The sequence below is a fragment of the Denitratimonas tolerans genome (assembly GCF_037203605.1).
GTDB lineage: Bacteria > Pseudomonadota > Gammaproteobacteria > Xanthomonadales > Xanthomonadaceae > Denitratimonas > Denitratimonas tolerans.
Genome location: NZ_JBBDHC010000008.1, coordinates 120,381 through 143,069, shown reverse-complemented (window position 1 = coordinate 143,069; position 22,689 = coordinate 120,381). Strand labels below are relative to the sequence as shown.

Below are 22,689 nucleotides of genomic sequence, written 5' to 3'. Positions count from 1 at the left end.
GTGCCCTTGCTTGTCATTCCCGTGACCTGATTAGCCCTGATCCTCAGCCGATGCTTCGGCGAAGAGTGGCTTTGGCTCGCCATTCCCGCATGCTTTTGGCGGAAACCCGGTGACTTGGCTTTTGTTGTGGGGGCATCTGGAAGCAAAGACACTGGATTCCTGCCTTCGCAGGAATGACGAGCTGAGAGTCAGGGCTAATCAGGTCCCGTGAAGGCTAGCCGCTTTTGACAGACGAACGTCTGTCCCATCCAGCGTCTTTGCTTCCGTCAGATCGGGCTAGGGGAAGTTGTTTTAGACGATGCCGCTCTAGTACTGACAGCTAATCAAAAGGGCATGCTTTCAATCCATTGCTTGACGATCACTGCCATTTCGGGTAACGACAAATTCTGATTGCCGACATTCCGAGTCGAGGGGGGTAACGCGCGTGTCTGCATCCAATCATTTCCACCGTCTTTTCCAGCGCATCGGCGCGGCGCGCGGTGCGCAGTGCGCGGCGGCGCTCTGGTTCCTGATGGCCTTGCCTCTTGCCACACCCGTTCTGGCGCTACCGCAACTGGTGTGCGTCGCGCCCACGGTCCAGACGGAGCATGGGACCACGCGCGAGCCGCGAACCTGCTGGTTCGAGGACGACGGACGCAGCACGTCCGTAGACGACCAAGGAAACTTCGCGGGGATCGGCGGAGGCGGCGGCGGTCGTGGCAACGCCGGCAATGCGACCGAGGTACGCGATGCGGCCGAGAAAGACTGCGGTGAGCGAGCCGGCAATCCGGTGGTGATCACCACGGGCAACAAGATCGAGTCGGCGCTGGATTTTTCCAGCGCCGGGGAAATGGGCCTGTACCTGCGCCGCACCTACAACCATTACTGGGTCTACTCGGGCCTGTTCGGGCGGCACTGGATCAGCAACTTCGACTACTCGCTCGTTCGCCAGGACGCCAGTACGCTTTGGCTTCAGCGCCCAGACGGGCGGCGCATCAAGTATTCATGGCGCGCCGCAGCCGCCCGTTTCGAGGAGGACAAGGCCGGGCCAGTGGCTTACGTCATCCAGGTGGGAACCGAGTATGAGCACCATACCGAGGCGCAAACCATCGAACGCTATGATCGTTTCGGTTACGCGCAAACGGTCCGCAACCGCCAAGGCATCGGCTGGACATTTTCCTACAGCGGCAACTACCTGCAATCGGTCACCCACACCTCGGGCCGCTCGGTGCAGTTCACCTGGACCGGCAACCGCCTGACCCGCGTCACCGATCCCGACGGGGCCGCGTTCGACTACGGCTACGACCTCAACGCCTTCGGCAGCGGCCTGCATCGGCTGGCCTCGGTCACGCTGCCCGCGTCCGCAGGCTCCCCTGCATCACCGGCGACTTTGGTCAAGTATCACTACGAGAAGGCCACTCTTCCCGGCGCGCTGACGGGCGTTTCCTACGGCGGCGTGCGTTATTCCACCTTCGATTACGACGGCCTCGGGCGCGCCACCCTCAGCCGACACGGCAGCGCGGCGGTGCCTCTGGATCAGCACACGTTCGCGTATCAGGGCACGATGACGCCGCCGGCCAATCCACCGCCGCTGCCGCCGCCGCCCGGCGGCGACTGCGATCCGATCACGCGCATCTGCACCATTCCGCATCATGCACCCGGCCCGGGCGAGGATGCCGCCGAGCTGGCCGCCCGTCGGCAGATCGCGGACGCGGCTTTCGCCATCCTCAGCCAGCCCATCGCGATGGAGTACGTCACCCAGACCAACGCGCTGGGCAAGGAAACCATCTACACCATCGAAGAAGGCCGCATCGGCGAAGTGGAGGGCCTGGCCTCCACCCACTGCGTCGCCAGCGTTGCCGAACAGGGCTACGACACCCGCGGTTATCCCGAAACGATCACCGACGCCAGAGGTCACCTCACCCGCTTCACCCACGACGACCAGGGCCACCTGCTGGGTATCGTCGAAGCCGAAGGCACGCCCGTCGCCCGCACCACCACCTACGACTGGGATACGGCCAACAACCGCCCGAACTGGGTGGAATTGCAGGGCGACCATCGGCAGAGTTTTGCCTATCATCCCGATCACCGCCTGAAAAGCGTCACCCACCACAACCTCTCGCCCCACGGCACGCCCAACCAGACCCGCAGCACCGGCTACGCCTACACCTTCCACCCCAACGGGCTGGTCAAAACCCTCACCGAAGACGGTCCGCTGCCCGGCACCGGCGATCAAATCACCTCCACCTACAGCGCGCAGGGCGACCTGACCGAGGTGAAGAACAGCCTCGGCCACTCGGTGACCTACAGCCAGCACAACGGCCGCGGCCAGCCGGGGCGGGTCGTGGGGGTGAACGGCGAGAAGATCGAGTACGACTACGACGCCCGCGGCCGGGTTCGTCAGGTGCGCAGCTTCCGCAACGGCGGCGTCCAGACCACGCAGTACGCCTACGCCGCCTCGGGCCTGCTCGACGCGGTGACCTCGCCCGACGGGGTGACCGAGAGCTACGCCTACGACAGCGCCCGTCGCCTCCAGACCGTCACCCGCAACACGCCCGCCGGCCCGCAGGTGCGCGAATGGTTCCACGATGCGGCCAGCAATCCTGTTCGCGAGGAGGTGCGTCTGAACGGCGCCCTGATCGCGCGCAGCTACACCGATTACGACGAACTCGACCGCGTGCGCGCCCGGCGCGGCAATAACGGACAGGAAACCGGCTACACCTACGACCTCAACGGCAACCTTCAAACCCTCACCCGCACGCTGGGCCAGGTGACGCAGTTCCAGTACGACGCCCTGAACCGCCTCACCGCCCGGACCGATGCCGAACTGGGCCTCACCTCGTTCGAGTACGACAAGAACCACCGCATCACGCAGGTCACCGATCCGCGCGGCCTCGTCACCCAGTGGCAGTACGACGGCTTCGGCCAGCTGTGGAGCTACAGCAACCCCGACACCGGCACCACCACCCAGCAGTGGAACCCCTACGGCCAGCGCACCGGTGCCACCCGCGCCGATGGCGTCAGCCTCGGCTACGGTTATGACACCCTGGGCCGGCCCACCACGGTGACGGCGGGCGGCCTGACCCATACCACCACCTGGGACGTGGGCAGCAACTGCGGTGCCGGCAGGAAGGGCCGCATCTGCCGCATCGACGATCCGCACCAGAGCCTGGAGTTGGGCTATGACGCCTACGGCGCGCTCACCCTGCAGCGGCCCACGATTGGCGGCCAGACCGGCTACCTGCACCGCTTCGAGTACGACAACCTGGGCCGGCTGCACCGGATCGAATACCCCGGCAGCGTCTTTGCCGACTACGCCTACACCCTCGACCGCGTTACCGCGATGACCGCCACCTTCGACGGCATCGCACACACCGTGGCCGACAGCATCGCGCTCACCGCCCTGGCCGGCAACCAGGGCAGCCAGTACCGCCTCCGCCACGGCAACGGACCCACCCGCGACGAGCGCTTCGACCTCGACGGTCGGCTGACGCGCATCACTACCAGCGGTGGCTACAACCTCAACTACGGCTATGACACCAACGACCGCCTCACCGATCTGGTCCACGGCACCATTCCCAGTTCTACGCAGACCTATGGCTACGATGACCTCGATCGTCTGGAGTCGGTCCTCGCGGGCATGGGCAACCAGGCGTTCGCCTACGATGCCGGCGGCAACCGCGAGGGGCACACCCACAGCGGCATCGCCAGCAGCTACACCATCGCCCCCACCAGCAACCGCATCGACACCATCGCGGGCGGCCTGAGCCGCAGCTACGCCTACAAGCCTACCGGCCAGGTACAGAGCCTCACCGGCCCGCTGAGCCTGAATGCCGAACCGGAGCCGGCGCTGGGTGAAGGTGAGTACGGAATGGGTGGGAGCTACATCGAATCCGCCTTCGCCCGTCGTTCCTACGAAACTCCCGCCGCCGAACCCCACGGCACCCAAAGCCTCTTTGCCGACGGCTTCGAGAGCACGACTCCGCCGGCATCGACCTGGCAGTTCACCTACGACCCCTTCAACCGCCTGAGCGCCATCACCGGCCCCGGCCTCAGCGCCGGCTACAAGATCGCCGCCACCGGCCTGCGCGTGGAAAAGACCGTCAACGGTGCCACCACGCGCTTCGTGTACGGCATGAACGGCCAACTGCTCTACGAGCGCAACCTCGCAACAAACCAGCGCACCCAGCACCTGTACCTCAACGGCCGGCCCATCGCCTTCGTGCGCAACAACGGCTCGGGCAACAGCAATACCCTGTACCACCTGCACGCCGACCATCTGGGCCGCCCCGAGCGCATCACCGACTCGACGAACGCCATCGTCTGGCGCGCAAGACTGGCCGCCTTCAACCACAGCGTGACCCTCGATCAGATCGGCGGCTACCCCCTCGGCTTCCCCGGCCAGTACCGCGATACCGAGACGGGTTTTGCCTACAACATCCACCGCGACTACGATCCGGCCACGGGGCGGTACTTGCAATCCGACCCGATTGGACTCAATGGCGGGATAAACACCTATGCGTATGTGAGTGGGAATCCGGTGATGTTTGTGGATCCGTTGGGGTTGAGAAACTGGCCTAAGACATTTGTAAGTATTGGTAACACTATGAATGCGGGGCGGCTCTACGCATCTGGCACGCTTCGCATCATGGCAGGAGCCGGAATTCAGGGAACTGGGGTCGGTTCAACGCCGGGTGCGGGACTTGTGGCGCTGGGGGCGTGGAATGTAATGAGTGCTGAAAAGGCGCTTGCTCGAGCCAATCAACAATGGAATGAGGCTGGTTGTGAAGATAGTAGTGACTATTCTATAGCGGATACCATAAAGACGGGCTCAGGTCTGTTACCTTGGGGGACAGAGTCTGACGATCCAAATGAGCCATACTGGTTAAATATTGCCGGCGAGCGAATAATGAATGCTTTTGAAGCTCCTTGGGATTTTTTTATGGAACTTGGGACGATGGGATTGTGAACGGATTAACTCTATTCCGCTATTTTCTTATTGTTTCCGTTGTAATTCTTGCGTGGTGGATCTCCAGGAGCGTTAGTCCTGCATGGATTACATTCGTGGCGTTTATTATTATTGCGGCAAGCACACTGTGGCTGCTATTTTCATTGTTTAAGCGCCCTACTAACATTGGGCATGTTCTCAAATTATGGTGGCAGCGACTTTGGGACGCATTTTGGGGTATGTAACGGGCCTTGATTGCCAAGTGTTCGCCTACGACGCCAGCGGCAACCGCGAGGGGCACACCCACAGCGGCATCGCCAGCAGCTACACCATCGCCCCCACCAGCAACCGCCTCAGCGCCATCAGCGGCGGCCTGAACCGCAGCTACGCCTACAAGCCTACCGGTCAGGTACAGAGCCTCACCGGCCCGCTGAGCCTCAACGTCGAGCCGGAGCCGGAGCTGGGTGAGGGCGAGTACGGGATGGGCGGGAGCTACATCGAACCTGCCTTCGCCCGTCGTTTCTACGAAACTCCCGCCGCCGAACCCCACGGCACCCAAAGCCTCTTTGCCGACGGCTTCGAGAACATCACCCCGTCGGCATCGACCTGGCAGTTCACCTACGACCCCTTCAACCGCCTGAGCGCCATCACCGGCCCGGGCCTCAACGCCGGCTACACCATCGCCGCCACCGGCCTGCGCGTGGAAAAGACCGTCAACGGCGCCACCGCCCGCTTCGTGTACGGCATGAACGGCCAACTGCTCTACGAGCGCAACCTCGCAACAAACCAGCGCACCCAGCACCTGTACCTCAACGGCCGGCCCATCGCCTTCGTGCGCAACAACGGCTCGGGCAACAGCAATACCCTGTACCACCTGCACGCCGACCATCTGGGCCGCCCCGAGCGCATCACCGACTCGACGAACGCCATCGTCTGGCGCGCAAGACTGGCCGCCTTCAACCACAGCGTGACCCTCGATCAGATCGGCGGCTACCCCCTCGGCTTCCCCGGCCAGTACCGCGATACCGAGACGGGTTTTGCCTACAACATCCACCGCGACTACGATCCGGCCACGGGGAGGTACTTGCAATCCGACCCCATCGGGCTCAATGGCGGGATCAACACCTATGCGTATGTGGGTGGGAATCCGGTGATGTTTGTGGATCCGTTGGGGTTGCGCACAAAGTGCGAATGCATGGGTAATGGGCGGGCCAAGATCGACATCAATCTTAAATTTAAAGGCAGTGGTGCGACCTCCGCGACGATAGCCGCTATGAGATCGTCTATTGAAGACAGATGGTCTGCGCCTGGCTTTGAGGTTACGACCAGCATTGGTGGTTGGCGCGCGTCGTCAATCAATGTTCCATCTGGAAGAGGCCGGTCCTTTGTACGAGGAAATGGTGGTACGTGGTACGGCGGAGAGCATCCATGGGTGGCTGCGCATGAGGCAGGGCATCTTATGAAGTTGGATGATCGTTACGCGGAAACTACCCCGGGGGTTACTACGCCTCAGCCTGGCTGGGAAGGCACGATCATGGCTGAACACATGGGGGTAGTAACTCCGGCAGACCGACAGGGAATACTTGATGCTTTCGGTTGCGACTAAAATAATGGTGATATTAAATGAGCATTATTATCAGGTTTTTGGCCACGCTCCTGCTTTCAGGCGTCCTGATGGGTTGCGCGATAAGCGGCGTTAATGGCGAGTTGGAAAATCATATTTCCAGGCTTGTTGATGAAACAACCAAGTCAGCGAAAACTCAGGAAAAGGCATTGGCCGAGCTTGGCAAGCTTGGGCAACAAGCAGTGCCCTCTCTCATTGGCCATCTTTCTGATAATCGCCCCTTGGCCGCGCCTAAGATTACTCTCGCAAATAAAGCGTCAGATTCCTTTGAGGCGTCGCGTCATTACAGCCCCGAGACGGTACACGACGCAATAGCCGCAATTCTAAATCAAATAACTGGGGAAAGCTTTTTGTTCGTTTACAATGGTGCCACGCCTGAAGAGCGCAAACAGAATTATGAGAAGTGGAAACTATGGTGCAAATCAAATTATCCAGGCAAAATCGAAGCGTGTGGTAATGAGCCATGATTTTCAATAAACACCCGGATGGGATGCTTTTTTGTGGGCCGCGGTAGATTCTGCCAAAAGCTTCGAGAGCACAATCACTCCGCCGAACTCGGCCACGCGGTGACCTACAGCCAGCACAACGGCCGCGGCCAGCCGGGTCGGATCGTGGGCGTGAACGGCGAGGCGGTGGAGTACGACTACGATGCCTGCGGCCGGGTTCGCCGGGTGCGCAGCTTCCGCAACGGCGGCATCCAGACCACGCAATACGCTTGCCTCGGGCCTGCTCGACGCGGTGAGCACGCCCGACGGGGGCGCTACGCGGGTGCAGGGGCGCGCGGGGGCTTGCGGGCGCGCGCGGGCTTGGCGGAAGGCTCGGGCAGCAGGGAGGTGAGCTGCTGGTAGCGCTCGAACAGGAAGGCGACGCGTTCGGCGTCGGTGGTGAGCCTGGGCGGTTTGCGGCCGGCGGCTTTTTCGGCGGCGAGGTAGGCGGCGTCCACGGCCTTGTCGAGCGCGGCGTGGGCTTTCACCAGCGCCGGCGGCATGGTCAGCGGGTCGTAGAGGTCGGCGAGGGTGGCATCGGGAAACTGGGCGCGGGCGTCGAGCACGGCCTGCGCGGCGGCCTCGATGGCGGCGCGGTGCTTTTGCCCTTGCTCGTCATGCCCGCGCGCCCCTTGCCCGTCATTCCCGCGCAGGCGGGCCGCTCCTGACAGACGAATGTCTGTCCCATCGCTCTGGTCGGTTGCGGCCGGCAGTTCGGGCCAGGGGAAGTTGTTGTAGACGATGCCGGCGGAGTAGCGGTAGTCGCTTTTGAGGCGACCGCAGACGGTGCGTACCCACGCCATGTGCATGGTGGACGTGACGATGCCGAAGTGGAACAGCGTCGCGTTCGGAACGATTTTCACAAGATTGCTGCACAACGTGTCCGGCGTCATGAAGCCGATTGGAATGAATGCGCGCCGCTCGGACGACACTTCCGGAATCACCAGGTAGTTGTCGTCCGGAATATTCTCCACGTGGAATCGCGTCGGCGTGTCCGCCAACTTTTGCGTTGGTGGGCTCTTGCTGGCCTTTCGCAGTTCCCGCACTGCCTCGATACGCTTTAACGCCTCCGGCATTTGCCGCAGCTCGGCTGGTGGGCAATCCCCGAGCCACAGGCACCAGCGTTCCCAACCGTTGATGAACTCATCCGATCCCAGCCAGCGCCGAAACCATGCCGCTGATGCTGGCTCACTGGCGATGAACGCATCACGCTCCTCGGTGGTGAACAGGTAGTTGCCGCCGTCGATCGGCTTGTTGCCAATGCCGATCGACGGCACGTTGCAGAGCGGTTTGCTGCGATTGGGCAACAGAACATCCGCCGCATCCACCAGATACGGATTGATGTTGCCCGCCGGCACTTCATGTGGCTCGCCGGCAATCTCCTGATAGTCGAACAACCGCTTCGGCGAAATCTCGCTGCCGGCAAAGCCCACGATCACGCAATGCACCGCGGCCACGCCGCGCGCCTCGTTGTTCCAGCGGAAGGTGCGATGGGCAAAAAAGATGCGCATGCCGCGCGCCAACATTTCGCCCCAGAGGATGCCCACCTGCTCGCCCTGGGTGATGGAGTTGGTGGAGACGAAGGCGCAGCGGATTCCGGTGTCGGGCCCAGCAGGCGAAGAGCGATTCCCGCTTTCGCGGGAATGACGGGCCAGGGCTTCGGTCTGCCGGATGTAGTCGACCGCCTTGAGATACCAGGCGCTGACAAAATCCAGCACGCCCGCGCCCTTGAGTCCACCGGCAACGGCCAGCAGATCCTCGCGCTGCTCCGGCGTCATCAACTTCGAGCCGATGAATGGCGGATTCCCCAGAATAAAGCTCAGCTTCTCCGCCGACACCACGTCGTTCCAGTCGATTCGCAGCGCGTTGCCGTGGACGATGGTGGCGGACTTCTTCAGCGGCAGCCGCACCACGTTCTCGCCGAATTGCTCGGAGACGCGCAGGTTCATCTGGTGGTCCATCAGCCACATCGCCACCTGCGCGATCTGGGCCGGGAACTCCTCGATCTCGATGCCGTGGAACTGGTCCACGTCCACCAGCACGTGGTCCTGCACGTGCGCCAGCACGGAGCGCTGGGTGGCGAACTGGCGGCGCAGGATTTCCAGCTCCAGCGCGCGCAGTTCGCGGTAGGCGATCACCAGGAAGTTGCCGCAGCCGCAGGCGGGATCGAGGAAGGTCAGCGCGGCCAGCCTGCGGTGCAGCTGCGCCAGCTTCTTCTCGTCGTTGCCGGCGCGGTCCAGCTCGGCCTTGAGGCCGTCGAGGAACAGCGGGCCGATCAGTTTGAGGATGTTCTTCTCGCTGGTGTAGTGCGCGCCGAGGTTGCGGCGGGCCTTGTCGTCCATCACCGACTGGAACATCGAGCCGAAGATGGCCGGGCTGATCCGGCTCCAGTCGAGCGTGCTGGCATCCAGCAGCAGGGCGCGCATCTGCGCGTTGAAATCCGCCAGCGGCAGGATTTCCTCGAACAGCTTGCCGTTGACCCAGGGCAGTTCGGCCAGCTGTTCGTCCAGCGTGGTCTGGCGGCGCTCCGGCGCGGTATCGAGCACCTGGAAGATGCGCCCGATCCACATGCCGAGGTCGGCACCGTCTTCGCTGGTGCGCTGGACGATGAGGTCGTGGAAGCTCTGGCGCGGGAAGATGCCGGTGTCGTCGGCGAACAGGCAGAACAGCAGCCGCACCAGCAGCAGTTCCAGCGCGTGGCCGTGGTAGCCGGCGTCCTTCAGCGCATCGTGCAGGCGGCCCATGCGCTCGGCAGCCTGCACGTTGACGGGATCTTCTTCCTGATAGCTGCGGGTCTGGTAGCCGCTGATGAAGCCGAAGCGGCCGATCTGCCTGTGCAGCTCGGGCAGGGTGAAGTCGCTGCGCTCGCCGGTTTCCAGATCGTGCAGGCGGAAGCGCCGGAAGTCGGACACCAGCACGAAGCGCGGCAGCTCGGCGTCTTTCAGGCCGGCGAAATAATCGGTGGCCTGCGCGTAGGCGGCGTCGAGGTCGCGGCCTTCGCTCTTGTGTTCGGCCAGCATCACGCCGGGCCAGAACACGTCGATGCGGCCGTGGGTGCTGCCGGTGAAGCGCGCCGCCTTCTGCTCGAACACGGCCACGCGGCGGCGGTTGACGCCGAACACGTTGAAAAACTCGTTCCAGAAGCTCTGCGCCTCGGCGCGCTCGGAGGTGACTTCCGCCCATTCGCCGGAAAAGGCCAGGGCGCGGGCGCGGATTTCGTTGAGGCTCAGCGGCACGATGCGGCGTTCCGGGTTGGCGGATCAACCCGGATTGTAGCGGCGTGCCGGAGCGGCGCAGCGCTTCGGGAATCTCCGGACAAGGCCGCCACTCCCGCGAAAGCGGGAGTGGCGGGCAAAGATCGACGCGTTCCGGGGTTTCCTACCCGGAGAATGCGCCGAGCTTGCGCAGCGCGGCTTCGACGCCCGCGCCGTAGGCCGGATCGGCCTTGGCGCAGTTCTCGATGTGGCGGCGCTTGATGAAGTCCGGCGCGTCGCCCATGTTGCGCGCGGTGTTGTCGAACAACACCTGCTGCTGCGCCGGGCTCATCAGCCGGAACAGGTCGCCGGGCTGCTTGTAGTAGTTGTCGTCGTTGTCGCGGAAATTCCACCAGTCGGCGTCGCCGGTGATCTGCAGCGGTGGTTCGCGGAACTGCGGCTGCTCCTGCCACTGCCGAAAGCTGTTGGGCTCGTAGTGGGGCAGGCCACCGTAGTTGCCGTCCATGCGCCCGGCACCGTCGCGGTGGTTGCTGTGGACCGGGCAGCGCGCGGCGTTGACCGGAATCTGGTGGTAGTTCACGCCCAGACGGTAGCGCTGCGCGTCGGCGTAGTTGAACAGGCGCGCCTGCAGCATCTTGTCGGGCGAGACGCCGATGCCCGGCACCAGATTGCTCGGCGCGAACGCGCTCTGCTCCACGTCGGCGAAGAAGTTTTCCGGATTGCGGTTGAGCTCGAACTCGCCCACCTCGATCAGCGGATAGTCGCCGTGCGGCCAGACCTTGGTCAGGTCGAAGGGGTGATAGGGCACCCGCTCGGCCTCGGCTTCCGGCATGACCTGCACGTACAGTGTCCACTTCGGGAAGTCGCCGCGCTCGATCGCGTCGAACAGGTCGCGCTGGTGGCTTTCGCGGTCGTTGCCGATGATTTCGCCCGCTTCGGCGTCGGTCAGGTTCTTGATGCCCTGCCGGGTGCGGAAGTGGAACTTCACCCAGTAGCGCTCGCCGGCTTCGTTCCAGAAGCTGTAGGTGTGCGAGCCGAAGCCGTGCATGTGGCGATAGCTGGCCGGAATGCCGCGGTCGCTCATCACGATGGTGATCTGGTGCAGCGCCTCGGGCAGCAGCGTCCACCAGTCCCAGTTGTTGGTGGCGCTGCGCAGGTTGGTGCGCGGGTCGCGCTTGACCGCCTTGTTGAGGTCGGGGAACTTGCGCGGATCGCGGATGAAGAATACCGGCGTGTTGTTGCCGACCAGGTCCCAGTTGCCTTCCTCGGTGTAGAACTTCAGCGCGAAGCCGCGGATGTCGCGCTCGGCATCGGCCGCGCCGCGCTCGCCGGCCACGGTGGTGAAGCGGGCGAACATCTCGGTCTTCTTGCCGACTTTCGAGAAGATCGCGGCGCGGGTGTAGCGGGTGATGTCGCGGGTGACGGTGAAGGTGCCGAAGGCGCCCGAGCCCTTGGCGTGCATGCGCCGCTCCGGGATCACTTCGCGCACGAAATTGGCGAGCTTTTCGTGCAGCCAGACATCCTGCGCCAGCAGCGGCCCGCGCGGGCCGGCGGTGAGGCTGTTCTGGTTGTCCGGCACGGGGGCACCGAACTGGGTCGTCAGGTAGGTGACGGGGCACTTTTTGTCGCTGTCGCTGGGCTTGCTCATGGCGGGCTTCCTCTGGCGGGTGGACGGTCGGACTACCGGGAGCTTCGAAAAACTTCCCGATTCGCGTCATTCCGGCGAGGGCCGGAATGACGTCGGTTTTTCGTGGTTCCCTGGCGTAGACGATGAAATTGAATCATGGAAATCGAAGGTTCCTCCAGGATCAACGGCAGGCTGCGGAAACATCCGATCATGATCGCACGTCGCCCTTGAAGGCCGGGCTCGCGCCGCTGGTTGATGTTTGACCGGATTCTTGCGAGTCTGATTGCAAGTCCTCGATTTTTCGGCGTTTTCATCGGGCGGATCGGGACATTATTCGCGGCATGGCTGATCGGATCCACTGGATTCGGCCCAGGCTCCACGCTGCCCGTCGGTTGCGCGCCGGCAGTGATGATGCCGGACGGCCTGGGCGCATCATGGATATCCGGGCGTCGACTTGCCGGCATCTTCGTAATCATCGCCAAAAATCCGGATTGAAAACACCTCATGGATGTCCAGGCCCTGGCTTGCCGTCACGCCGAGCAAGCCATTCAATGTCACGACAAACCTGTCCACAGGAGCACTTGGCGTGATATACACGGTAAACGGCTGGCCATTCATTATGGCTGCGATATCCGCCGGCGTCAGGAGGCTCTGTAAAACCTCATTCGTCACGGCATTCGCGCCATTCTGGGTGCGGATGCGAATGCCTTGCCCCAATGTTACCTGCATGACCTCGGGATCGATCCAGAGGCGAACGGCAAACACATCATCGGGTTGGGAAAGTCCTTCAAGATAAGCGCGTTGCGTGATGCTGGAAGCCGTGTCGACGACGCCCAGAGACAGGGTGGAGTATGAATCCTGGTTGCCATCGATCGCTCTTTCCAGATTGTGCGCCCCGCCGCCCATTTCCAGCAGTTCAAGGGTGATTCCGGAAGAGTCATACGAAGTGAATTGCGGAGTGGCACTGCTTCCTTGTTCCACATAATAGGGGTCCCACACCTTCAAGCGCTTTGTGACTCCCAGGCCAACCAGATTCCCCACGAAATTCGAAATCCTGATGCTCTGGTAGGACTGGTTTGGTGTAATGGCCAAATACGTGTGGTTGTTGGCGTCGACGACCACCTTGAGTCGCTCGCCTGAAAATGATATCGGGTTGGTGGAATTGCCCGAAAGCACCACGGCGGCCCCGTTTTTCGCCTCCACCGAAAATTCCTGGTTTCCAGTCAGTGATACCCCGTTGATGCCTGCCAGAATATTGCCGAGTTCCCCGCCCATCAGGCTCGGCAGGATATTGTCTTGCGCTTCAATGCGGACATAGGATGTCTGGTTTGCCGGAACTGGCTCCGGGAATTTCATTTCGATATGAGCGGAGTAGCTCCCGATGCCGATGATGATGCCCGTTCCGGCCTCCAGCTCTGAAAACGTCGATGGGTCGGAATCGATGCTGTGCGATGAGGATGTTGCATGCGATTCCGAGATTATGGCGCTGGCGTACTGCCGTGCATTTGCAAGGGGGTTTCCCGAGAACGCCAGAATCAATGCGAGCGCTGCCAGCCGGTATTTTCGTGCAAACCGGGTCCGCATGCTGTTCTGAAAACATGGATTCATCGTTTCTGCCTTCGGTGAGTGATGACGGTTCTGATGAGGGGATGTTTTGCGATCATGGATATGGTTTGGCTGCCGCCAGCATGATCAATCACGCCGCGCCGTGAAGCTGCGTCGGGTTGAAGGGTCGAATGCACTTCTTGCGTCCCGCCAGGCTTCGATGGGCCGGACTGGAGATGTTCGCCATCAGTAGACGGGAGCGCGGAAAGTGCCCTCATGCACGCTACCACCAAAGCTGTTCGCAATGCATTGTCCTCCGCCGTCAGGTTGGTGGTGGATCCGGTTGGCTGAGGCTGTTGCCGGTGCGCCCGGTCATGCGCCTCCGCCGCTTGCCGGCGCGGGCTGGCAGTTCGGGCACAGGAACATCGGGCGGGAATGGGCGCTGCCGCGCCGGATCGGCATGCCGCAGCGCGCGCAGGGCTGGCCCTCGCGCTTGAATGCATGGAAGCGGAAGCGTTCGCCCTCGTGCGCGACGAGGTCTGGCCGCATCCCGGGCGCGAGCTCGATGCCGCGGGTGGAATAGCTCAGGCGCGGAATCGAGAGCAGCGCCTGCGCCAGCCGCTCACGCCGCGCGGGGAGCAGATCGCCGGGGCGCACGGCGGGATGCAGGCCCGCTTCCCACAGCACCTCGGCGCGCAGGTAGTTGCCCAGCCCGGCAAGGAAGCTCTGGTCGAGCAGCAGCCCGCCCAAGGCGCGGCGGCGGAACGCGGGGGAGTCCAGGCGCGTCGCCACTTCGGCGACGGTGAGCGCGGGATCGAGCACGTCCGGCCCCAGGCTCTGCAAAAAAGGGTGCGCTTCGACCTCGTCGCTGCGCCACATTTCGATGTCCGAGGCCGAGTAGAGCAGGATCGCGGCGCGCGCGGTTTCCAGCGCCACCCGCAGGCTGCGCGCGGTATCGGGGCGCTCGCCGGGTGCCGCCACCTTCCATACGCCGTAGAGCTGGTTGTGGGTGTAGAGCGTCCAGCCCGAATCGAACGCGGTCAGCAGGGCTTTGCCGCGCGGCGTGATGGAGGCGATGCGACCACCCGGCAGCTCGCGCTCGAAGCGCTTGAGCTGCGGGAAGGCGAACTCCGCGCGGCGCAGTTCCTGGCCCGCGACGGCGGCGGCCAGGCGATCGGCGGCGCGGCGGATTTCGGGGCCTTCGGGCATGGCATCTGGCGCAGGCGGTGGGCGTGACCCTGACACGGGGGGAGGGCGCTGTCCATCCGCCGCGCGGCGACGGTGCTACCGTAGGGAGATGGCAAAGTTTGCCGCGCTGTCGGCCAGGAGCAATCCATGAACGTCGTGCCCGCGTCATCCCTGCCGCTGCGCGATCCCGACCTGCTGCGCCAGCGCGCACTGGTCGGCGGACGCTGGATTCAGGCCGACGGCGACCAGGCCTGCGAAGTGCGCAATCCGGCCACGGGGGCGCTGCTGGCGACGGTGCCGGACATGGGCGCGGCCGAAACGCGCCGCGCGATCGAGGCCGCGCAGGCCGCGTTTCCGGCCTGGGCGGCGCGCACCGCCGGCGAGCGCGCGCAGGTGCTGCGGCGATTGTTCGATCTGATGATGGCGCATCAGGACGACCTTGCCGTGCTGATGACCGCCGAGCAGGGCAAGCCGCTGGCGGAGGCGCGCGGCGAGGTGGCCTATGCGGCGAGCTTCATCGAGTGGTTCGGCGAGGAGGCGCGCCGTCTCTACGGGGATGTCATTCCCGGCCACGCGGCGGGCAAGCGCCTGCTGGTGCTGCGTCAGCCCGTTGGCGTGGTGGCGGCGATCACGCCGTGGAACTTTCCTTCCGCGATGCTTGCGCGCAAGCTCGGTCCGGCGCTGGCCGCCGGCTGCACGGTGGTCTGCAAGCCGGCGCTGGAGACGCCGTTCTCGGCGCTCGCCCTCGGCGTGCTGGCCGAGCGCGCCGGCCTGCCGCCGGGCGTTCTCAACATCGTCACCGGCCGCGATGCCGCCGCCATCGGCATCGAGCTGACGACCCATCCGGCGGTGCGCAAGCTGAGCTTCACCGGATCGACCGCGGTCGGCCGGCGGCTGATGGCGCAGTGCGCGGACGGCCTCAAGCGGGTTTCGCTGGAGCTGGGCGGCAACGCGCCCTTCATCGTGTTCGAGGACGCCGATCTGGATGCCGCCGTGGCAGGGGCGATCGCCAGCAAGTACCGCAACTCGGGCCAGACCTGCGTCTGCGCCAACCGGATTTTCGTGCACGAGTCGGTGTACGAGTCCTTCGCCCTGAAGCTGGTCGACGCCGTGCGCGCGCTGCGCGTGGGCGACGGGCTGGCCGGGCCGACGGATCAGGGACCGCTGATCAGCGCTGCCGCGCTCGCCAAGGTGGAGGCGCACGTCGCCGATGCGCTCGCGCGCGGCGCGCGCCTGGCGCTCGGCGGCGCGCGCCACGCCCTGGGCGGAACCTTCTACCAGCCGACCGTCCTGCTCGACGTGACGCCGGCCATGCGCATCGCGCACGAGGAAACCTTCGGACCGGTGGCACCGCTGTTCCGGTTCCGCGACGAGCGCGAGGCCATCGCGTTGGCCAACGACGATCAGGCCGGTCTGGCAGGCTACTTCTACACCCGCGACCTGGCGCGGGCCTTCCGCGTGGCGGAGGCGCTGGAATGCGGCATCGTCGGCGTCAACACCGGCCTGATTTCCACCGCCGTGGCACCGTTCGGCGGCATCAAGCAGTCGGGCATGGGGCGCGAGGGCTCGAAGTACGGCCTCGATGATTACACCCAGATCAAATACCTGTGTCTGGATGTCGGCGGGAGCGCGTGAGCGCGCCGTGGCGTTTCCCGGCGGCCGTCACTACCCTGCGCCGATGAGCACGACGATTCCTTCCGATGCCGATCTGCTGGCGCAGGCGCGCGCGCTGGGCGCAGCGGCGCTGGTGGCGCGCCAGTCCATGGTGACGGCGGAAAGCTGCAGCGGTGGCTGGATCGCCAAGATCCTGACCGACGTGGCCGGCAGCTCCGAGTGGTTCGAGGCGGGCATGGTGGCCTACAGCTACGAGGCCAAGCAGGGGCTTTTGGGGGTGCGGCCGGAGACGCTGATGCGCCACGGCGCGGTGAGCGAGGAAACCGCGCTGGAAATGGTGTCCGGCGCGCTGATCCATTCCGGTGCGACGCTCGCGGTGGCGGTGACCGGCATTGCCGGGCCGGGCGGCGGCACGCCCGGGAAACCGGTCGGCACGGTCTGGATCGCCTGGAAGCGGCGCGGTGGCTATCCGCGCGCCCGGCGCTTCCATTTCGATGGCGACCGGGAGGCGGTACGACGCCAGACCGTGGCGGCCGCGCTGGACGGTCTGGCCGAACTGCTGGCCTGAGAACGGCCGGAATGGCTCCGCCGGGCAGCAGGTCCGATGGCAGGCGCGCCGTGGCAGCGGGACGACCGAGCCGTCGCTGATCCAGGTCATTGCGGGCGCACGGGCGAGGGACCAGAATTCGCGAATGAACAATGACACGCATTCGCAATCCTTCTCCCTGCCGGCCGTGCTGACCGCCGCGCCCCATCGCCTGCTGTTCCTCGCCGGTGCCCTCAATGTGCTGGCCGCGATGATCTGGTGGACCTGGTGGCTGTTCCACACCGTGCCGACGCCGGTGGATCAGGTGATCGGCGGCTGGCTGCACGGGTTCATCCTGCAGTACCAGATGCTGCCGAGCTTCATGTTCGGCTTCCTCATCACGGTGTTCCCGCGCTGGATGGGGCAGGCCGAACCGACCCGTCGGCACTATGTTCCGGTGGGCCTGGGCATGCTGCTCGGGCAGATCCTGTGTCTGGTCGCGGCTTTTTCCGGCAGCTCCCACGCCCTGCACCTGGGCGTCGTGGCCACGATCCTGGGCTGGGGCTACGGACTGGTCGTGCTGGGCCGGGTGCTGGTGGCCAACCGCTTCAAGACCTGGCATGCGGTGAGCTGCTACAGCGCGCTGCTGCTGGGCTTTGTCGCGCTGTGGGGATTTGCCGTTTACCTGCACACCTTCAACTGGCAGATCGGTCAGGCGGCCATAAGGCTGGGCGCGTTCGGCCTGCTCCTGCCGATCTATGCGACGGTCGCGCACCGCATGTTCCCGTTTTTCGCCGGCAACGTGGTGCCCGGCTACCGCGCCTGGCGGCCGATGTGGCTGCTGGCGGCGCAGTGGCCGCTGTGGCTCGGCCATGCGCTGCTGGAGATTTTCAGCCTGCCGCAGTGGTTGTGGCTGGTGGACGCGCCGCTACTGGCGCTGGCGCTGCTGTGCCTGTGGAAGTGGTGGCCGCGTGGCAGGGCACCGGGCATCCTGCGGGTGCTGTTCCTGGGCTACGCCTGGCTGCCGGTGGCGCTTGCGCTGTATCTGGCGCAGAGCCTGTGGCTGCAGTTCGACGGTGCCCTGATCCTCGGCAAGGCCCCGCTGCACGCGCTCACCATCGGGGTGTTCGGCAGCCTGCTGGTGGCGATGGTCACGCGCGTTTCTCAGGGCCATTCGGGCCGCCCGCTGGTGCTGGTGCCGGTGGCGATGTTCGCCTTCGTCTGCATCCAGCTCGTGGCCCTGACGCGGGTGCTCGCGGAGCTCCTGCCCACGCCCTGGGACGGGTTCCGCGTGGCCGCGGTCGGCTGGCTGGTGGCCTTCGCGCCCTGGGTGCTGCGCTATGGCTGGATCTACCTGCGGCCGCGCGCCGACGGCCGGCCCGGTTAAAATGATCGGCTTCCCGTCGGACGCGGATCTTTCCACGCAATGATCGAGTACTACCCACAGATCAAGGCGGCCCACGTCGGCTTCGTGCTGGCCAGCGGCGGGCTGTTCGCGCTGCGCGGCGTGCTCGTGCAGCTGGGCCAGCGCTGGGCCATGTCGGCCCCGGTGCGCTACCTGAGCTACACCGTCGACACCGCGCTGCTGACTTCGGCGCTGATGCTGCTGGCGGTGCTGCACCTCAACCCCTTCACCACGCCCTGGCTGGCGGTGAAGCTGGCGATGCTGCTGGTCTATGTCGTGCTGGGCACGCTGGCGCTGCGCCGCGCCAGGGGACGGCGCGCGAAGTTCGCTTTCTACCTTGCGGCGCTGGCGGCGTTCGGATTCATGTACAGCGTGGCGCGCGCGCACCATCCGCTGGGATTCATGCTCGGCTGGTTCGGCTGATCAGCCGCGCAGCACCGGCTGTGCCAGCGCCTCGAGGCGCGGCAGGTCGAGCAGTTCGACCTCGCGCCGGTTGACCTTGACCAGGCCATCCTCCTGGAAGCGGCGCATCACCCGCGACACCGTTTCCGCCGCCAGGCGCAGATAGTTGGCGATATCGGTGCGCGACATCGCCAGGGTGAAGCGGTGGGCCGAATAGCCGCGCGCCGAGTAGTGGTGCGAGAAGCCCAGCAGGAACGCTGCCATGCGCTCGTCGGCGCTGAAATCTCCCGCCAGCAGTGCCGCCTTCTTGATGTCCTGACTGAGCAGGCGGAAGAGCTGCGCCTGCAGGGCGCTGGTACGCGCCGCGAGCGCGGATATCGAGGGAAAGGAGAAGCGGCAGAGCATCACGGTGTCGAGCGCCACCACGTTGCAGGGGAAGCGCGCATCGTGGATGGCGTTGAAGCCGATCACCTCGCCCGGCAGGAAGAATCCAAGGACCTGTTCGCGCCCGGCGGCGTCCACGGTGAAGGCCTTGACCGTGCCGGTGCGCACCGCAGCGATGGCATTGAAGGTTTCACCCTCGCGAAACAGGTATTCGCCGGCCTCGAACGGGCCGATGTGTTCCACCAGGCACTCCAGCTCGTGCAGCGCGGCCTTGTCGTAGCCCTGGTCGCGGCAGGCGCTGGAAAACGCGCAGGTGCTGCAGAACTGGAAGTCGTCCGCGTCATCGGCGGGGAACAGGCAAGGGACGGCGCGCAGCGGCATGATGTCTTTCGGCAGCGACATTTCAGTTCGCCTTTTTAGCACAGACGCGGGCCGAAGTCCGGCGAGACGGTCGCGTTCCCGCTGGTGCTGCCGTGCGCGGCGCGGCGCGTGTCGGGAATCCATCGCATCCCGCTACAATCGCGACTCGTGGGGTTCATGGGCCACACCGCCAGACGGTGGGCCGCGTGCCAGGACAGGGAGCGCAGGGCGTTGGATTTTCCGGGTTACAGCGTCATCTGCGAGATCGGGCGCGGCGGCATGGCGACGGTCTACCGGGCGCGCCAGGTGATGCTCGACCGCGAGGTCGCGCTGAAGGTGCTCAATCCCGCGCTGGCGGCCGAGCCGGTGAATGCGCAGCGCTTCCTGCAGGAGGCCCGCATGCTGGCCTCGCTGGAGCATCCGCACGTGGTGCCGGTCTACGAAGTCGGTGTGACGCCGGAAGGCAGCCACTATTTTTCGATGCAGCTGTTGGAGAACGGCGATTTCGCCGCGCGCCTGGAGCGCGGCATCGACCAGGCCGAACTGGTGCGGGTGCTCGCGGCGGTGGCCGATGCGCTGGGCTATGCCCACGCGCGCGGCTACGTGCACCGCGACGTGACGCCGGCCAACATCCTGTTCGACGCCGAGGACAACCCGCGGCTCACCGATTTCGGCATCGCGCGGGCCATGTCGGTGTCATCGCGCATCACCGCTTCGGGCCTGTCGGTGGGAACCAGCCACTACATGAGTCCGGAACAGGCGCGCGGTGCCGAGGTCGATCCGCGTTCGGACATCTACAGCCTGGGCGTGGTGTGCTACGAGGCGTTGACCGGCAAGCCGCCGTTCGAAGGCAGCGACGCCTTCGCGGTGGCCTACGCGCACGTGCACGAGCAGGTGCCTCCGCTGCCGGCCCGGTATCTGGTCTGGCAGCCGCTGGTCGACCACTGCCTGGCGAAGAACCCCGATGAGCGCTTCCAGGACTGCACCCAGTTCATCGACATGCTGCGCCGGATTGCGCCCTCGCTTCGCGCCACCAGCGGGGCGCGGCGGGCGCAGGCGAGCGGTGAGCATCCGGTGCCGGCGGATTTTTCCGACGACGCCGTGATCGCGGAACCCTCGTGGCGGCAACCGGGTCTGCTGCAGGCCGATGCGCACGCCGAGGCGAGCGCGCCCGGCCGGCCGCGCTGGGTCGGGCCGTTCGTCGCGCTTGTCGGGCTGGTCGGCATCCTGGCGCTCTTCGCCTGGCGGCCGTGGAGCACCGTCGCGCCGGAGACGGCGATGCCCGGACCGGAACCGGCGCTGGTGCAGGAGGCCGGGCTGGACGCCGGCGATGACGGCCTGAGCGCCGAGGAAGCCGCCGAGCTTGCGGTGTTGGCGTCCTCGCAGGGCGTGGAAGACCCGATACGTGCCCTGCTGCTGCAGGCGCGCCGCGACTTCGCCGCGCGCCGCTACACCTCGCCGCCGGGCAACAATGCGCTGCAACGCTATCGCCAGGTGCAGGCGCAGGAGCCGGGCAACCGCGAGGCGCGCGCCGGCATCGAACGCATCGCGCAGCGCTACCTGGCGCTGGCCGACGAGCAGGCCGGTGATGAGGATCCCTCGCTCTGGCTGGGCTACCTGCAGCGTGCCGGCGAGTTGGCGGTGGAGTTCGGGGTGGAGGACGTGGCGACAGGCGTGGCGGAACGGCGCGAGGCGTGGCTGGATCGCACCCTCAAGGAGGGCGAGGTCGCGATTGCCGCCTGGGACCGCGAGCGCGCCGTGCTGGTTTTCGAGCGCGGCCTGGCGCTTGCGCCCGACTCGTCGGCCCTGCAGCAAGGGCTGGCGCGTGCGCGCCGGATCGGTCGTGACGGCTTTGCCTTCCGCGACACCGTGGACGGGCGGGCCGGGCCGGAGATGCTTGTGGTCGGATCCCTGGCCTACGGCCGCAGCCCGGTCACCCTGGGCGAGTTCCGTCACTACTGGGAGCGCGTGGGCCAAGGCCGCTTTGGCAGCCTTCCGGCTAACTGCCGCGACCGCGAATCGCTGTTCCGCGGCTCACGCAAGCGCACCTTCCTCGATCCGGGCTTCACCCAGGACGACTCGCATCCGGTGGTGTGCGTCACCGCGGCGATGGCCGATGACTATGCGCGCTGGCTGTCGCAGATGAGCGCGCGGGCCTACCGCGTGCCGTCCAGCGCGGAGCTGGCGGCGGTGGGCGTGGGCAGCGCCGATGATTGCACCGCCAACGGGCGCGATGCCGCCTATCGCGCGATCCACGGCGGCAGGGATGCGCTAGGCTGTGACGATGGCCATGCGGAAACGTCGCCGGTGATGGCTTTCGCGCCGGCGGCCAACGGCTTGCGCGATACCCGCGGCAACGTGCGCGAATGGACTTCCGACTGCGTGGGCGGTGCCTGCCGCGAGCGCCTGGTGTCAGGCGGCAGCTGGGCGTCGTCGGTGTCGGATGGAACGACGCGCGCCTTTCCGGCGGACACCGGATTCAATACCATCGGCTTTCGCGTGGTGCGTGAAATTCCGTGATCAAGGTGAGGGGCGAATGAAACTTTTCTTTCCGGGTGGCGAGCATCCGCAGGTTCTGGTCGGGCAGGGTTCCCAACTGGTGGGAAGTGATCCCGAGGCGTCGGTGGTCCTTGCCGCCCCCGATATCGTCGTCCGGCACGCCGAGCTGACGCGCGACGGCGACGTGCTCCACGTGCACGCCCTGGACGGGATCGTCGCACTCAATGGCCAGACCCTGGCGGCCGGTGCCACTGCGGCGCTGAAGGCCGGTGACCTGATCGGCTTCGGCACGGTCCAGGCGCGTCTTGTCGCGATCGAGAAGGCGGGCGCTGCGCCTGCCCCGTCGCGGCCGGCAGCGGTGGATGAGACGGGAGCCACGCGCGTGCGCATGGCGGTGCCGCGTTTCGTCCTGCGCGGCGTGTCCGGGGCCGCATTCGGGAAGGTGTACCCGGTATTGACCCTGCAGACCATCGGACGCCAGTCCGACTGCGACATCGCCATCGCGAGCGAGGAAATTTCGCGTCGGCACGCGCAGGTGAAGCCGACGCCGGCGGGCCTGATGGTGGAAGACCTGGGTTCGTCCAACGGCACCTTCATCAACGGCCAGCGCGTGCAGCAGGGCCTCTTGAAGCCGGGCGAGGAGCTGCGGCTGGACAACATCCGCTTCCTGCTGGTGGCACCGGGTGCCGAGATTCCTGCGACTTCCACCCTGGCCAAGGGCCATGAGCCCGAGGAGGCGAAGGGCGGCTCCGGCGCAGGCTGGATCGCGGTCGCGCTGGTGGCGCTTGCCGCCGCGGCTGCCGCGGCCTACTACCTGTTCCTGCGCTGATCGCCGGCACGGGACGTCGCGCCGCCCCGATGCGCGGAATCCGATACGCCGGCAGCGCC

14 protein-coding genes are annotated in these 22,689 nt (G+C 65.5%); 9 read left to right on the top strand and 5 right to left on the bottom strand.

Going from position 1 to position 22,689, the window contains the following annotated elements; genetic code table 11:
- Positions 1-424 precede the first annotated feature (424 nt).
- The 3 genes from WB794_RS07580 to WB794_RS07570 all read left to right on the top strand — a co-directional run bounded on the left by WB794_RS07580 (position 425) and on the right by WB794_RS07570 (position 7,018).
- Positions 425-4,948, top strand: coding sequence for an RHS repeat-associated core domain-containing protein (locus tag WB794_RS07580; RefSeq protein ID WP_337335243.1), 4,524 nt, complete (start codon positions 425-427; stop codon positions 4,946-4,948).
- A 241-nt stretch (positions 4,949-5,189) separates the two neighbouring features.
- A complete protein-coding gene (locus tag WB794_RS07575) occupies positions 5,190-6,533 on the top strand; it encodes an RHS repeat-associated core domain-containing protein (RefSeq protein WP_337335242.1) in 1,344 nt (447 codons plus the stop codon).
- A 17-nt stretch (positions 6,534-6,550) separates the two neighbouring features.
- A complete protein-coding gene (locus WB794_RS07570) occupies positions 6,551-7,018 on the top strand; it encodes a hypothetical protein (RefSeq protein WP_337335241.1) in 468 nt (155 codons plus the stop codon).
- Between the two features lie 293 nt (positions 7,019-7,311).
- Here the strand turns inward: WB794_RS07570 and WB794_RS07565 are convergent, their stop codons facing one another.
- The 4 genes from WB794_RS07565 to nei all read right to left on the bottom strand — a co-directional run bounded on the left by WB794_RS07565 (position 7,312) and on the right by nei (position 14,632).
- Positions 7,312-10,272, bottom strand: coding sequence for a DNA methyltransferase (locus WB794_RS07565; protein WP_337335240.1), 2,961 nt, complete (start codon positions 10,270-10,272; stop codon positions 7,312-7,314).
- A 142-nt stretch (positions 10,273-10,414) separates the two neighbouring features.
- Entirely contained in the window at positions 10,415-11,899 is a 1,485-nt protein-coding gene (locus WB794_RS07560; protein ID WP_337335239.1) for a catalase, read from the bottom strand.
- Between the two features lie 411 nt (positions 11,900-12,310).
- Positions 12,311-13,486 (bottom strand): hypothetical protein, encoded by a 1,176-nt coding sequence (locus WB794_RS07555; protein WP_337335238.1) that lies wholly within the window; start codon positions 13,484-13,486, stop codon positions 12,311-12,313.
- A 309-nt stretch (positions 13,487-13,795) separates the two neighbouring features.
- On the bottom strand, positions 13,796-14,632 hold the full coding sequence (gene nei, locus WB794_RS07550; protein ID WP_337335237.1) for an endonuclease VIII: 837 nt from the start codon (positions 14,630-14,632) through the stop codon (positions 13,796-13,798).
- Between the two features lie 126 nt (positions 14,633-14,758).
- Here nei and WB794_RS07545 point away from each other — a divergent pair, with 126 nt between their 5' ends.
- The 4 genes from WB794_RS07545 to WB794_RS07530 all read left to right on the top strand — a co-directional run bounded on the left by WB794_RS07545 (position 14,759) and on the right by WB794_RS07530 (position 18,579).
- Positions 14,759-16,246: an NAD-dependent succinate-semialdehyde dehydrogenase gene (locus tag WB794_RS07545; RefSeq protein WP_337335236.1), complete on the top strand. Its 1,488-nt coding sequence runs from the start codon at positions 14,759-14,761 to the stop codon at positions 16,244-16,246.
- A gap of 43 nt (positions 16,247-16,289) precedes the next feature.
- The gene (locus WB794_RS07540) at positions 16,290-16,793 is read left to right on the top strand and encodes a CinA family protein (protein WP_337335235.1); all 504 of its coding nucleotides are present in this window, start codon (positions 16,290-16,292) and stop codon (positions 16,791-16,793) included.
- Positions 16,794-16,917: 124 nt separating this feature from the next.
- Positions 16,918-18,138: an NnrS family protein gene (locus WB794_RS07535; RefSeq protein WP_337335234.1), complete on the top strand. Its 1,221-nt coding sequence runs from the start codon at positions 16,918-16,920 to the stop codon at positions 18,136-18,138.
- A 39-nt stretch (positions 18,139-18,177) separates the two neighbouring features.
- Positions 18,178-18,579: a SirB2 family protein gene (locus tag WB794_RS07530; protein ID WP_337335233.1), complete on the top strand. Its 402-nt coding sequence runs from the start codon at positions 18,178-18,180 to the stop codon at positions 18,577-18,579.
- Here WB794_RS07530 and WB794_RS07525 read toward each other — a convergent pair whose 3' ends face one another.
- Positions 18,580-19,344, bottom strand: coding sequence for a helix-turn-helix domain-containing protein (locus WB794_RS07525; protein ID WP_337335232.1), 765 nt, complete (start codon positions 19,342-19,344; stop codon positions 18,580-18,582). It abuts the gene before it with no gap.
- 189 nt (positions 19,345-19,533) lie between these two features.
- On the opposite strand from WB794_RS07525, the gene WB794_RS07520 reads away from it, so the two are divergent.
- Entirely contained in the window at positions 19,534-21,822 is a 2,289-nt protein-coding gene (locus tag WB794_RS07520) for a bifunctional serine/threonine-protein kinase/formylglycine-generating enzyme family protein (RefSeq protein ID WP_337335231.1), read from the top strand.
- A 16-nt stretch (positions 21,823-21,838) separates the two neighbouring features.
- The gene (locus WB794_RS07515; RefSeq protein WP_337335230.1) at positions 21,839-22,630 is read left to right on the top strand and encodes an FHA domain-containing protein; all 792 of its coding nucleotides are present in this window, start codon (positions 21,839-21,841) and stop codon (positions 22,628-22,630) included.
- The last annotated feature ends 59 nt before the right edge of the window (positions 22,631-22,689 follow it).